Raw genomic sequence first — 13,417 nt, forward strand, 5'->3', positions numbered from 1 at the left:
CGCCCGCGCCGACTCAGCCCACCCGGTCCAGAGCCGCCGTCACCCGCTGCGACTTCCCCTCGCGCGTCACCCCGGAATACGAGAAGTCCAGCCGGTCGACGCTCGCGGCGGACACCGTGACATTGCCGTTGGGAATACACGGTCCAGACACGATCCGTTCGAAGAACGACGCCGACATCCCGTCGGATCCCGACTGGCGCAGGGTCAGCTCGCCCGAGCAGTTTCCGCCCTGCACTTCGTAGGTCGTGGTGCCGCCGACGGCGCCCGGTCGCAGCGTGATCGTCATCCGATAGCGAGACACGGTCCCTTGATCGTCCTGTTCCGCGACCCCCTGCCAGGTGCCGACCAGCGCGGGATCGCTCCCCGGCGCCCGTGTCGGCTCGGGCTCGTCACCGTCCGCCGACCGCGTCAGACCGAAGACCACCGCTGCGGCGGCCACGAGAACGACGAGTCCGCCGACGATCGCCGCGACCGTGCGACCGCGGCGCGCGGATCGAATTCCGGGATCGGTGGCGTCTTCGACGGTGTGTCTGCCCGCCCCGTCCGCGGCGATTATCCCGGCTTCGGCGACCGGCCGCGCGGGCCGACCGTATCCCCCGGTCGGCCGCGTCTGTGACAGTTCGACGGGTCGCGGCGGCGCTCCGCCGACCACCGTCGGGCGGCTCCCCGTCGCTGCCGCCGCGACGGCCTCCGCCAGTCGGCCGCAGTCGGGGAACCGGTCGTCGGGATTCTTCGCCAGGGCGCGGGCGAGAACCGCGTCGAAGGCAGGGGGCACCGCCGGATTGCGCCGACTCGGCTTCGGAACGGGCCGGTAGAGGTGACCGTGGATCAGATGCGCGGCGCTCGTCCCCGGATACGGGATTTCGCCGGTGAGCATGTGGTAGACGGTGCAGCCGAGCGAATAGACATCGGCGCGCCTATCGACCTCCGCGCCGAAGTCGAGGCGTTCCGGCGCGGTGTACTGGAAACTGGCGTAGACCTCGTTGGTCCTGGTCAGCACGACGCTGTCGCCCAGCCCCTTCGCGATCCCGAAATCGGTGAGCAGCACCCGTTCCGAGGCTCCCCCGGTCAACAGGATATTGGCCGGTTTCACGTCACGGTGCAGTACGCCCGTGTCGTGCGCGTGGTCGAGCGCGTCGGCCGCGGCCCCCGCGATCCGCACCGTCCGCTCGATGGTGAGCGCACCCGCGGACAGCGCCGCGGCCAGATCGAGACCGTCGACGTAGGCCATCGAAATCCACAGCAGTCCTTCTTCTTCACCCCGCGTGTAGATGGTGACGATATTCGGATGCGACAATCTCGCGACCGTATCCGCCTCCCGCTGGAAGCGCCGTCGCACATCCTCGTTCTCCCCGACCGCACGCGCGAGCACCTTCAGTGCCACGAATCTCGGCAGACCGCGGTCGCGGGCGAGGAACACCTCCCCCATTCCCCCGGCTCCCAACAGCCGTTCGATCCTGTACCCGGCGAATACCTGCCCCGGCACCAGCACTGACCCCACCGCGTTCCTCCAGATGTCCTGCTGGCGCCGACGATACGCCCTGTCCCAGCTATCGCGCCGCGCCGAACCGGCACCGCGCAGGTGCGCGAATCCGGAGGCGAGTTCGCCGTTCGCCCCCGGAAACGCGGTCCGGTCAGCTGGTTCCGATCGTCCGAACGGTCAGTTCCAGCACCCCGTCGCGGTGGCGCTGCGGCGAGATCATGTCGATGATCTCCGGGCGCATACTCGCGAAGATCGTGATCGCGAGGAACTCCGCGTCGGCGTCGGGGGCCGCCTGCGAGATCAGCTCCGCCAGCAGCGCACGCCACGGCGCCCAGGTCTCCGACCGGCAACCTTCGGGCAGGGCACGCATCAGCGGCGGCAACTCGATGACGGTGAGGTCGAAGACCGAGGCGACGAACGCCGTGATCCGCTCGCGCACCGGCACCGCGGCGTCGGCGGCGAGAGCGCTCACCTCCGTCCACGCAGAGCCGGTCCGTTCATCGAACAGCGCGCGGATCAGTCCCTCGCGGTCGCTGAATCGACGGAACAGAGTTCCCTTCCCGACCCCTGCGGCGGCCGCGATGTCGTCCATGGAGGCGTTGTCGTGTTTCTCCTCGCAGATCAGACGCCCGGCGACGGCCAGTATCGCGGCCCGGTTGCGTTCGGCGTCTGCGCGCATCCCGAACCTCCTGTTGACAGAAACGGACCGACAGTCCGTACTATAGCGAGTATAAAACGGACCGCCGGTCCGTATCGAAAGGTGGATCTCATGCGTGCTGTCCGGTATCACGAATACGGCTCCCCGGAAGTCCTGCGGGTCGAGGAAGTCGCCGATCCCACACCGGGCGAGAACGAACTGCTCGTCCGCACCGCCGCCACCGGTGTCAACTACTTCGAGGTGCAGGTACGCGGCGGGGTGGTCCCCGATCCGCTCGGACTGCCCCTGCCGCACACACCGGGAATCGAAGTGGTCGGCACGGTGGCCGCCGTCGGTTCCGGCGTCGGCACCGACCGGATCGGTCAGCGGGTGGTCGGCACCGTGACGCACGGCAGCTACGCCGAACTCGTGGCGGTACCGGCCGCCGCGGCCGCGCCGCTCGACCACCGCCTCGACGAGCACCGAGCGCTCGCCCTGCTCGGGCAGGGCGCGACAGCGGTGGGATTGATCCGGACCGCCGACATCGGTCCCGGCGAGACGGTGCTGGTCGAAGCCGCGGGCGGAGGGATCGGTTCCCTGCTGGTCCAGTTGGCCAAACGAGCGGGCGCCCGCGTCGTCGCCGGAGCGAGCGGAAGCGCGAAACGACAACTCGCCGCCGATCTCGGCGCCGACGTGACGGTCGATTACACCCGGCCGGGCTGGACCGAGGAAGTGGGTCCCGTGTCGGTCGTCTTCGAGACCGTCGGCGGACAGACCGCGCGCGAGGCCTACTCGCTGCTCACCGGACCGGGTGCGCGCATGGTGATCTTCGGCTCGGCCAGCGGTCTTCCGGTCGAGATCGGTTCCGAACAACTCCTCCCGGTCGGCGCGACCCTGATCCCGTTCAGCCTCGGCTACCGCCCGCGGCAGTGGCCCGAATTCACCCGCCACGCCGAGGAATTGACCGCACGCGGCGAGATCACCCCGGTCATCGGCTCGGTCCTGCCGTTGACCGAGGCGGCGACGGCACATCGCGCGTTCGAATCCCGCACGGCGATCGGAAAAACCATCCTCACCACATGACAGCGGATATCGGTCCACCTCACCCGTTCCCCGCGAATGTTCACGCCGTTCTACCGCTGGAAACGCACCAGCGGCGCACACTATGTGTCCGATCGTTTCTCTGGCAGGAGGACGTACGTGCACAGCACCGGCAATCCGCCCATCGCACATCCACGGGTCGCGCTCGAAACCTATCGGGGACTACGCGCGGGGACGGTCGTGGTCATCCTGCTCATCGCCGTCGCGCAGATCGACGAATATCGGGTGACGGGTGATGTGGCACAGTCGATCAGCGGATCCTTCTACACCTCCGTGCACGCCGTTTTCGTCGGCGCGCTGTTCGCCACGGGCACCTGCCTGATCATCTACCGCGGCAATTCCGACCGCGAGGATTCGGTCCTCAATTTCGCCGGATTCATGGCCTTCTTCGTCGCCGTCGTTCCGACCCAGCCGATGCGGATCTGCGCGACCGCGAACCCGGCGGACACCGGGTTCACCGCGCTGCCCGGCTGCCAGGACTACGACCGGGTCCTGTCGACCGGTCTGGCGGCGCTGGTCACCGTATGGATCGTCGCCGAACTCGGATATTTCGGTTTCGTATGGCGGACAAGGGGTTTCGTTGCGTATACGACGCCGCTGCGATTCATCAGGCTCGCGATCTCGGCGCTGCTGGTGGTCTACTTCTGCGCACCGGTGGGGCTCAACGATGTCCTGCATCTGCCTTGGGGCGAGCAGTTCCTCGACAATCGACACAATGTGGCGGCGATTCTGATGTTTCTCGGGATCATCGCCGTCGTCGGGCTCAACGGATGGTCGGCGCGCACGCTCGGATTACGTTCCAACGCTTTTCGATACCTGGTGATCGGCGTCGTCATGATCGTCACGGTGATACTCGTCGCGGCCTTCCACCTGTGGAACGAACAATGGTTCCCCGGGTGGAAATTCCAGCACGACCTCCTCGTGCTGGAATGGGCGTTGATACTCGAGTTCGCGGCGTTCTGGATCATCCAGTCGATCGAACTCTGGAATGTCGACAGGCGGGACGCCCTGCCCGAGGCCGAGCTGAAACAGACCGTGCCGGAATGAATTCCGCCCGAGCGCGGCTACGTGTGCCTGCGGTCGGACCTGCTGCCCCGAGCTTCCGCCGGGATCGGCAGGTTGGTCGCCCAGGTATTGGTCTCCCGGATGATCACCTCGTTCACCCGGTAGGAGAAATCCCGCAACAGTCCCATGCGACGGTCGATCTCGCCGTTGGAATTGGCCGAGGCCCTCGACATCGAGGCCCACTCCAACTGGAGGTCGCAGATCATCGCGTTGATCGCGTGCACGCTGCGTATATCGCGCCGCCAGGCCGTCGATATACCGAAGAACCGGTCGACCGCCGAACATCCGGCGGCACAGGCCAGCAGGACATAACCCCAACTGGGGTCGACGGCGTCGATTCCCGCCGTGGTCATCAGCGGCACCAGAATTCCGAGCAGTCCGAGGAAGAGCATCGCCGCGGTGAGCGCTAGGCTCGTCCGCTGCTTGATGCGTCGATCCCTCGAATACCAATCGCGCGCGTCCATCGCGTAGGTCTCGACTCGTTGGAACAGCCAAGCCAGGGTCTCATCGGAACTCGACCAATCGGCGGAACGGAGGTCCAGCGAAGGCGGTACTCCGAGGTCCTGCAAGCGATCCCCTCCGATGGACAATCGGTGCTCTGTCACGGCGGTACTGTAGCGCCCGTTGCCGCGACGCGCGCGCTCGGACTGGTCGAGTGCTCGGCACCGCCGACATTCCGACTGCGCGGTCCGCGTGGTAGCCGTGAGCTACGGTGCCGCAACAGGTCTCGGACACGCGGCGATCGGCGGACGAAGCATCGGCGTGGCGGTTTCGTTCGACGGAATCGACCCGACATCGAGCGGACGCCCTCACCTGCGTCTATGGGTCCACAAGGCCGCCAATCGATCCCGGATCCGGTCCACGCTCACCCACGCGGGCACGGTCGGCGACCCCACCGACCATATGAGACAAACAGACTGGCCTGCAACGTTTTACACACCGCTTACACGGCGACATTCACGACGCGTCATCGAACCGCGTCGACCGCCTCGAGCGGGCGTTCGCCCCTGTCAGTGGCGAACGCCCGCTCGACGGTCGAACGCTTTCTCGCTCAGCGGCGCAACGGATGCGCCTGGAAGAAGTCCCAGATCAGCTCGGAGGCGATGATGGATTTCGTGTTCTCGCCGACCAACGGCACCGGAGACGTGTCCGAAGGGCTACCCGGCCAGACGTGGCCCGCGCCGAGCACGGTGTAGAGCTGGACGGTGGCGTCGGCGGGGCAGTCGTAGGTTTGCAGACTCACGTCGGGGGCGACGGACCGTTGCGCAGCTTCGGGCTTGCACCCGTTGCGCCGGGCCCACCCGGCGGCGTTGTCGGGGATGCTGCGGTTGTTGGGACCGTTCGCCCCCGGCTCGGAACTATTGCCGGACGACCCGGTCTTGCTGGGTGTGGGCAAGAATTGCGCGTTGGGGCCCTCACCGCCGGTGTAGGCGATGATCGGATCGTCGGAGCCGTGGAACGCGATCACCGGCACCGGCCGGACGGTGTGGCACCAGGTGAAGTCCTGGAGGCCCGCGACGGGCGCGATGGCCGCGATCCGATCCGAGAGCCGGCATCCGAGCGACGAACTGGTGAACCCGCCCATGGACAACCCGGTGGCGTAGATCCGCTGTCGGTCCACGCACACCGTTTCCTCGACGTGGGTCAGCAACTTCGACAGGTAGGTGACATCCGCGCTGTTCTCGGTGAAATCCCATTGGGGGATGCGGATGTCGCTGAGCTGCGGGGTGATCGTCACGAACCCGCGGCTCTTGCCGAGTTCGGACAGAGCGGTGCTGGAACGCTCGATGAACGCCGGTTCCATGAGCCCGTGCAGGTCGAGCACGACCGGCAGTGGCGCACCCGTCGCGGGCGGGATGTCGCGGATGTAGGTACCCGCCTTGCCCGCCGCGGCGAATTCCAGGGTGGACTCCCCTTCGGCGGGCGCGGCGGCGGCGCACCCGGACGAGGCCGCCGCGGCGGGCGCGGCCTGCGCTGCCACCTCGACGGCACCGACGACGGCGGTCAGCGAGGCCACGGCCGCCGCCGACCCGATCAGGCGTCGCATCAGCCGCGAGCGGCGATTCCGGCCGGTGGAGAGGAACTCGAACATGAAATGACATTCTCACACTCGGAAGCATCATTCTCGGAAATCGGACGCTCTTGTGGAGATCTCCAACCGTTCACATCGTTGTGAATATCTCGGGTCGCCGAATCCTTCGGGTGCAGTGGATCACTATCGATAGCGCGCCGACTCGTCGTCGACGACGGGTATCGACCAGGTCGTAAGCAGAGCGAGGGCGTCGTGGGACGGCGACCCCGCCTCCGCCGAGAACACCAGCATCGCCAATTCGGAATCGCCGCCGATTCGCAGGATCTCGTAGGTCAGGCGGGCCCGGGGATCCAGGAACATGAACCGGGCGTGGTTCACGTGCTCGGACGCCTGATCGAACAGGGGTGCGTACAACGCCCGTCCCAACACGTTGGCCGTGATCACCCGCATCCTGCTGTCGCTGACCGTGACCGCGAGATCCGACAACCCGTCGACCACCGCGCGGACACTCGGTCGCAACGTCGGCGTCGCGATCGACGCGATATCCGACCCGAATCGGCTCCCGTCGCCTTCGCCAACGCGAAACAGATAGGTCCGCTCCTCCGGCGCCAACCGCAACGCCCGTGCGAGCGCGTTCAGCACACAGTCGGAAACTCTCTGGAGATTCCCACGCTCGACGCGGGTGTAATAGTCCACCGACACCCCCGCGAGAAGCGCGACCTCTTCGCGCCGTAATCCCGGAACCCGCCGGATACCGCCGTCATCGGCCAGCCCCACCTGTTCCAGAGTGAGACGCGCACGCCGCGAGGCCAAGAATTCGCGTGCCCCACCGCGATGGTCCATATGACGACGGTACAAACCTCACCGGCAAACCGCCGGGCACCATCGTGACCCCGCACCGGGACAACGACGTCCGGGGCGGGTCAATCCATGCGTTCGATCTGGCGGATCTTGTTCATCGCGTCCAGGGCCGCGACCTTGTAGGACTCGGCCAGCGTCGGGTAGTTGAACACCGCGTCGACCAGGTAGTCGACCGTGCCGCCACATCCCATCACCGCTTGTCCGATGTGTACCAACTCGGTGGCTCCGGTGCCGAACACGTGCACACCGAGTATCGACCTGTCCGCGCACGAGACGAGCAGTTTCAGCACACCGTAGGAATCGCCGATGATCTGTCCCCTGGCCAATTCTCGGTAACGCGAAACGCCCACCTCGAAGGGAATTCGCGCCGCGGTCAGTTCGTCCTCGGTCTTTCCGATGAAACTGATCTCCGGAATGGTGTAGATACCGATCGGCTGCAACGACGACAGCGCCTGCACCGATTCCCCGCACGCGTGGTGCGCGGCCAGCCGTCCCTGTTCCATCGACGTCGCCGCCAGCGCCGGGAAACCGATCACGTCGCCGACCGCGTAGATATGCGGAACCTCGGTGCGGAAGAATTCGTCCACCGCGACCCGACCGCGCCGGTCCGCGCTCAGTCCCGCTTTCTCCAGCCGCAGACTCGCGGTCATCCCCTGCCGACCGGCCGAGTACATGACCACCTCGGCCGGAATTCTCTTACCGCTCTCCATGATCGCGATGGCCCCGGACGGGCGGCGTTCCACGGCGGCGACCGTCTCGCGAAAACGGAATGTGACCGCCAGATCACGCAGGTGGTATTTGAGCGCCTCGACCACCTCGATATCGCAGAAATCCAGCATCCGGTCCCGCGACTCCACCACCGTCACCTTGCAGCCGAGCGCGGCGAACATCGACGCGTACTCGATGCCGATGACTCCCGCACCGATCACGATCATCGATTGCGGTACGCGTTCCAAGCGCAGGATGCCGTCGGAGTCGATCACGGTGGCGCCGTCGAAGTCGACCGCGTCGGGACGCGCGGGCTGGGTGCCGGTGGCGATCACGATCTTGTCCGCGGTCACCTTGGTCTCGCGGCCGGTGCCGTCGAGCACTTCGACGGTGTGCTCGTCCACGAAGGCTCCCATACCGGGCAGCAACGCTACCCGGTTGCGGGACAGCTGATTTCGGACCACATCGACTTCGCGGCCGATCACGTGGTTCGCGCGTGAGAGCAGATCCGCGACCGTGATTTCCTCTTTGACCCGATAACTCTGGCCGTACATCTCGCGCTGACTGAGGCCGGTCAGGTACAGCACCGCCTCGCGCAAGGTCTTGGACGGAATGGTGCCGGTGTTGATGCACACCCCGCCGACCATGTCCCGCCGCTCCACCACCGCGGCCCGCTTGCCCAGTTTGGCCGTGGCGATCGCCGCCTTCTGACCGCCGGGACCGGATCCGAGCACAAGCACATCGAAGTCGTACACACACCGAGCCTGACAGTGGAATGTGAAATCCACAGGGCTGTTCGGTCAACATCCGAAAGCGGCGCGGCGCCGCCGACGGGCTGTTTCAGGGATTTCCCCGATGTGGGTGCCGGGGGTGCGGATCTACGGTTTCGGCAAGGAGCGGACGGCGCGAACGGGAGAGACCATGAAGGCGATCATGCAGGACCGGTACGGATCACCGGAGGCTCTCGAATTCCGGGACACCGCACGGCCGGAACCCGCTCGCGGAGAGGTGCTGGTCCGGGTGCACGCGGCCGCGGTCAACGCCCTGGATTGGCACATGATGCGGGGCGATCCCTACCTGGCCCGACCGATGATGGGTCTGCGCGTGCCACGAGCGACGATCCGCGGCCGCGATTTCGCGGGCACGGTCGAGTCGGTCGGGCCCGGCGTCGAGCGATTCGAAGCCGGTGACGAGGTGTTCGGTGAGGCCGACGGCGCTTTCGCCGAATATGTGGCAGCGCCCGAGAGCGCGCTAGCCCGCAAACCCGCCCGCCTGAGTTTCGAGCAGGCCGCCGCGATTCCCTTGGCGGGCAATACCGCGTTGATGGGACTGCGGGATCTCGGGCAGGTCCGGTCCGGCCACCGCGTGCTGGTCAACGGCGCCTCCGGCGGCGTCGGCACCTTCGCCGTGCAGATCGCCCGAGCCTTCGACGCCGAGGTGACCGCGGTGTGCAGCACCAGGAATGTCGACCAGGTTCGCGCGCTCGGGGCCGACCACGTCATCGACTACACCGACGACGACTTCACCACCGGCGCGGCACGTTACGACCTGATCTTCGATCTCGTCGGCAACCACTCGCTGAGCCGGATGCGACGAGTCCTCGCACCGGGCGGCAAGATCGTGCTGTCCGGCGGCGGCGTGTATCGCGGCGGCTCGGTGTTCGGGCCGATGGCGCTCATCATCGCGGGAAAGCTGGCGGCCCGCTTCGGCAGCTGGGTCGAGGTGCTGGAGGCGGTACAGTCCGTTGAGAACCTGACCGTGCTCGGCGAGCTGGCCGATGCGGGAAAACTCAGACCGGCGATCGAGCGCGCCTACCCGCTCGGCGAGGCCGCCGCGGCCATCCGCCACCTGGAAACCGAGCACGCGCGCGCGAAGATCGTCCTCACGGTCCAGGGCCCCTGAGTTGTCTCGCCGCGCGCGTGAGGCGGTCGAGATGATCGAATCGGGAATACGAGAGATCATGGTTCGGCAGCAACCGGCGAGCATTCGCGGCGGCGCTAGAGCGGAAGGAGCCGCATGGCCCCGGAATTCGTCGCCGCCTGCGTCCGGGCCTCGATGCCGGTGTACCTGCTGCCCGAGTCGGTGTCGGCGCGGCAACTCGAGGCAGCGCTGACCTCGGAGCCGGTCGAGGCCTCCGCGCCGAAACCGGTGTCGGAGGCCGAGGCGATCCGTCGGGCCGTCGACCACTTCACCGGAGCCACCGGCACCCGTGCTGGCTGGTCATGCGCGGGTGCGGGATCGCGGGATCGCACGGCACCGATCTCGACCTGGTGCGCAAGATCCTCTCCCGTCCGCCGACCCCACCGGCCGCGAAGACCACCGCCGTCGCGGCACCGCGCCTGCCGCCGGCCGAGACCGGCTGCGCGCTCGTCGACGCGAAGCGCTCGACCCGTGAGCCCGTTCCCTCGGACTCCAGGCCGGGGCACGGGTGCGAGCGGTCGCGGTGGTCGTCGCCCTGCGGGATCTGGGTCTGAGTTACCGCGGATCGAATGCCACGGGTGTGGCGATTCCTACATCGCCTTCGAGATGGATCGCGATCCGTCCAACGGGCACCGGGCGATCTGCCTCGCCTGCGTCGCGAATTCCTCGGGCGGCGATTCAGCGGTGAATCGCCGCTCGAGCACAAGAACAATCCGGATGACGGGTTTCTTTCTCGCCTCCGGGGTTATCGCCCCTATATGTCCACACACAGCGAAGATCTGCCCGGATCCGAATCGACCCCGCCGCGGCAGCCGGTGTCTGACGTGACGACCCGGAAGTCGACCGGGTCACGTACCGGGCGCGCGTGGGACGGCTTGGTCGTCGGCATCGTCATCCTCGTCGTCCTGCTGATCTTCATTCTGCAGAACCTGGAAACCATCCAGGTCAGCCTGTTCTTCTGGGATTTCGGGCTACCGACCGGTGTCGCGGTCCTGTTGTCCGCCCTCGGCGGCGCTCTCGTGATGGCCCTGGTCGGTGGCGCGCGCATCATCCAACTGCGCCGCGTCGCGAGGCGCTAGTTCAGGTTCACCTGCCCGGTCGCGCACGTCCTCCGCGCGCGACCGTCGGATCGAGCTGCCCTGCCGCCGTGCGATGCGCTGAGACAGGCAGCAGGAAAAGCCATTTCGATTTCATAGATAGCGGGCCGCGCGAATTCGGTGACGGGTGTCCGACCCCGACCCGTAACCGGTCCCACGATGTGCGCCCGAGGTCGGACACCGGGCGCGGCGTCTGAGACCGCGTGTGAACGCGGCGCCGACTCACCGGCCCGAAGGCGCCCATCACATGGTGGCGCTCCCGTTCACCGGCTACCCGTTATCGAGGAACTCATGCGGTCGCCGTGGGAATCCGTGCGGCGGACAAGCGATTCGCCGACCGTGCTGATTGAGCCGACCGAGGCCGGGTAGGCCTCTGTTGTCAGCCATTTCCGACGAGAGGTCACACAAGTGCCCAAGCATGGTAGCGGAATCCGTGAAGGTGTCGAAGGCGTCGTCGAGGACGTCAAAGGCAAAGCCAAGGAAGCCGTCGGCATCGTCACCGGCAAAGAGAACTTCAAGAGCGAGGGGCGTGCCCAGCAGGACAAGGCCGCATCCCAGCGCGAGGCCGCGGGCAAGGAAGCCGCGGCGGAGAAGGCTCGCGCGGAGGCCGACGTCGACGAAGCACGTCAGTCCGCGTATCAGCACGACCGCTGACGGATAGGTCTACCACGACCTTCGAGGGGCTCAGGCGAAACCGCCTGGGCCCCTCGGTCGTGTCACACCGAAGCCTCTTCGACCGCCGTATCGACGGTGGTGCCGGGGTCGTCCTCGACGGACGCGGGAGCGGGCAACGTGAACCGGAAACACGTTCCGTCGCGGTAGGAGGTGTCGATCCAGATCTTGCCGCCGTGATACTCCACGATCTTCCTGCACACCGCCAGACCGATTCCGGTGCCGCTGTATTCCTCGCGATTGTGCAGACGCTGGAAGATGACGAACACCTTCTCGGCGAACTCCGGCTCGATCCCGATTCCATTGTCGGCCACCGCGAATTGCCATCGGCCGGATTCGGTGTCGAGTTCGGCGTCGACGCGGACCACCGGGGCGCGGTCGGGGGCACGGAATTTGATGGCGTTGGCGATCAGGTTCTGCCACAACATCGTCAGCAGGGTCGGATCGCCGACCACCTCGGGCAGCCGCGCGGGCAGCTCGAGGCGGGCGCCGGTGTCCTCGATGGCAGCGGAGATATTGGACAGCGCGGAATCCAGGGTCGCGCCCAGGCCGATCCTGGCCGTGGTCTCCGACAACCGCCCGACCCGCGAATAGGTCAGCAGGTCGTTGATCAGGATCTGCATACGTTTCGCGCCGTCGACCGCGTAATCGATGTACTGCTTGCCGCGCGCGTCGAGTTGGTCGCCGTAGCGTTTCTCCAGCAGCTGACAGAACGAGGCGACCTTACGCAACGGTTCCTGGAGATCATGGGAGGCGACGTAGGCGAACTGCTCCAATTCGGTATTGGAGCGACGCAATTCCTCGGTCTGCACATCCAACTCGGCCTTCTGCCGGGCCAGCACCGCTTCCTGCCCGCGCGAGGATTCCAGTTCCGAGACCACCTGCCTGCGCATGCTCTCGACCGCCGCGGCGACGGTGGCGACATCGGCCGGTCCGGCGACGTCGATGTGGTGGTCGAAATCGCCGTCGGCCACCCGCAGCGACGCTTTCGTCAGCGCGGTGAGTGGGCCTGCGACCAGTCGACGCACCAGCAATGTCAACACCACCCCGGTCGTCAGGAACAGCACGACCATCACCAGCAGCACGACATTGCGCAACGTCCGGGCCTGCTCGAGCGATTCGCGGTCGGCGGCGATCGCGGTGACGAGGTGCGCGTTCTGGGTGGCCAGACTCGCACGTACCTCGTCGAACAACGTTTTCCCCTGTGCCGTGGACGCGGTCGACGCCGACGGGCGGGCCGCGACGGGCCGGGCGTAGTCGGTGCGCCATTTCTCGATGGCGGCCCGGACCGCGTCCAGATCGGTCAGCAGATCGGGACGTTCGGCCAACAGCACGGCGATACGGTCGGTGGCCTGGACCTCGGTGCGTTGTCCCTCGTTGTAGGGGTCGAGGAATTGCCGGTCACCGCTGATGGCGTAGCCCCGGATTCCGGTCTCCTGATTGAGCAACGCCGCCTGCAATTGGTATGCCCTGGTCAGCGCGGGCTGGGTGTGGTTCATCACCCGGTCGGTGGCATTGTTGGTGTTGGCGATGACCTGCGCGCCCGCCGCCGCACCGATGAGCACCACGATCGCCATCGCCGCCAGCACCAGCTGGAACCAGGTCTGCACGGTGAAGCGCCCGACGCCGTGAGTCCCGTTCCGCACCACGGCCACCGCGGATTCCGCCTCCGACACCGACACCTCCATCCCACGCGGCGCGCGCTCGGCACGGACCGCTCATCGAACCACGCGGTCACTCGAATCGGACCGGAGGCGCCGACAGCCTAACCGACCATCGAAGCAGGTTGCTCGGCAAGATTTCCCCCGCCGTTCACTTCGCGTGAGTACTCGATCGACGCC

At 66.8% G+C, this 13,417-nt stretch carries 13 protein-coding genes; 5 read left to right on the forward strand and 8 right to left on the reverse strand.

The window, feature by feature from the left end; all coding sequences use genetic code 11:
* Positions 1 to 13 precede the first annotated feature (13 nt).
* The gene (locus OG225_RS16235; RefSeq protein WP_405182418.1) at positions 14 to 1,501 is read right to left on the reverse strand and encodes a serine/threonine-protein kinase; all 1,488 of its coding nucleotides are present in this window, start codon (positions 1,499 to 1,501) and stop codon (positions 14 to 16) included.
* 133 nt (positions 1,502 to 1,634) lie between these two features.
* A complete protein-coding gene (locus OG225_RS16240) occupies positions 1,635 to 2,162 on the reverse strand; it encodes a TetR/AcrR family transcriptional regulator (protein ID WP_405182419.1) in 528 nt (175 codons plus the stop codon).
* 90 nt (positions 2,163 to 2,252) lie between these two features.
* On the opposite strand from OG225_RS16240, the gene OG225_RS16245 reads away from it, so the two are divergent.
* A complete protein-coding gene (locus OG225_RS16245) occupies positions 2,253 to 3,203 on the forward strand; it encodes a zinc-binding alcohol dehydrogenase family protein (RefSeq protein WP_405182420.1) in 951 nt (316 codons plus the stop codon).
* 117 nt (positions 3,204 to 3,320) lie between these two features.
* Positions 3,321 to 4,268, forward strand: a complete 948-nt coding sequence (locus OG225_RS16250; protein ID WP_405182421.1) for a hypothetical protein — start codon at positions 3,321 to 3,323, stop codon at positions 4,266 to 4,268.
* 17 nt (positions 4,269 to 4,285) lie between these two features.
* On the opposite strand, the gene OG225_RS16255 is transcribed toward OG225_RS16250, so the two are convergent.
* From OG225_RS16255 to sthA, 4 genes are all read right to left on the reverse strand, one after another.
* Positions 4,286 to 4,891, reverse strand: a complete 606-nt coding sequence (locus OG225_RS16255) for an SLATT domain-containing protein (RefSeq protein WP_405182422.1) — start codon at positions 4,889 to 4,891, stop codon at positions 4,286 to 4,288.
* Between the two features lie 446 nt (positions 4,892 to 5,337).
* Positions 5,338 to 6,378, reverse strand: coding sequence for an alpha/beta hydrolase family esterase (locus OG225_RS16260; protein WP_405182423.1), 1,041 nt, complete (start codon positions 6,376 to 6,378; stop codon positions 5,338 to 5,340).
* A gap of 123 nt (positions 6,379 to 6,501) precedes the next feature.
* Positions 6,502 to 7,161, reverse strand: a complete 660-nt coding sequence (locus tag OG225_RS16265) for a helix-turn-helix domain-containing protein (RefSeq protein WP_405182424.1) — start codon at positions 7,159 to 7,161, stop codon at positions 6,502 to 6,504.
* 80 nt (positions 7,162 to 7,241) lie between these two features.
* Complete coding sequence (gene sthA, locus OG225_RS16270; protein ID WP_405182425.1) at positions 7,242 to 8,642, reverse strand: Si-specific NAD(P)(+) transhydrogenase; 1,401 nt, start codon at positions 8,640 to 8,642, stop codon at positions 7,242 to 7,244.
* Between the two features lie 100 nt (positions 8,643 to 8,742).
* On the opposite strand from sthA, the gene OG225_RS16275 reads away from it, so the two are divergent.
* Positions 8,743 to 9,789 carry an NAD(P)-dependent alcohol dehydrogenase gene (locus OG225_RS16275; RefSeq protein WP_405182426.1) on the forward strand — a complete coding sequence of 349 codons (1,047 nt, stop codon included), beginning with the start codon at positions 8,743 to 8,745 and terminating at the stop codon, positions 9,787 to 9,789.
* Between the two features lie 95 nt (positions 9,790 to 9,884).
* On the opposite strand, the gene OG225_RS16280 is transcribed toward OG225_RS16275, so the two are convergent.
* On the reverse strand, positions 9,885 to 10,079 hold the full coding sequence (locus tag OG225_RS16280; RefSeq protein WP_405182427.1) for a hypothetical protein: 195 nt from the start codon (positions 10,077 to 10,079) through the stop codon (positions 9,885 to 9,887).
* 552 nt (positions 10,080 to 10,631) lie between these two features.
* On the opposite strand from OG225_RS16280, the gene OG225_RS16285 reads away from it, so the two are divergent.
* Both OG225_RS16285 and OG225_RS16290 read left to right on the forward strand, forming a co-directional pair.
* On the forward strand, positions 10,632 to 10,886 hold the full coding sequence (locus OG225_RS16285) for a lipopolysaccharide assembly LapA domain-containing protein (protein ID WP_405182428.1): 255 nt from the start codon (positions 10,632 to 10,634) through the stop codon (positions 10,884 to 10,886).
* 426 nt (positions 10,887 to 11,312) lie between these two features.
* A complete protein-coding gene (locus OG225_RS16290) occupies positions 11,313 to 11,558 on the forward strand; it encodes a CsbD family protein (RefSeq protein WP_405182429.1) in 246 nt (81 codons plus the stop codon).
* Between the two features lie 62 nt (positions 11,559 to 11,620).
* Here OG225_RS16290 and OG225_RS16295 read toward each other — a convergent pair whose 3' ends face one another.
* Positions 11,621 to 13,252 (reverse strand): CHASE3 domain-containing protein, encoded by a 1,632-nt coding sequence (locus tag OG225_RS16295; RefSeq protein ID WP_405182430.1) that lies wholly within the window; start codon positions 13,250 to 13,252, stop codon positions 11,621 to 11,623.
* Between the last annotated feature and the right edge of the window lie 165 nt (positions 13,253 to 13,417).

Origin of the sequence: Nocardia sp. NBC_01377 (assembly GCF_045040005.1) — a bacterium.
Taxonomy (GTDB): domain Bacteria; phylum Actinomycetota; class Actinomycetes; order Mycobacteriales; family Mycobacteriaceae; genus Nocardia; species Nocardia noduli.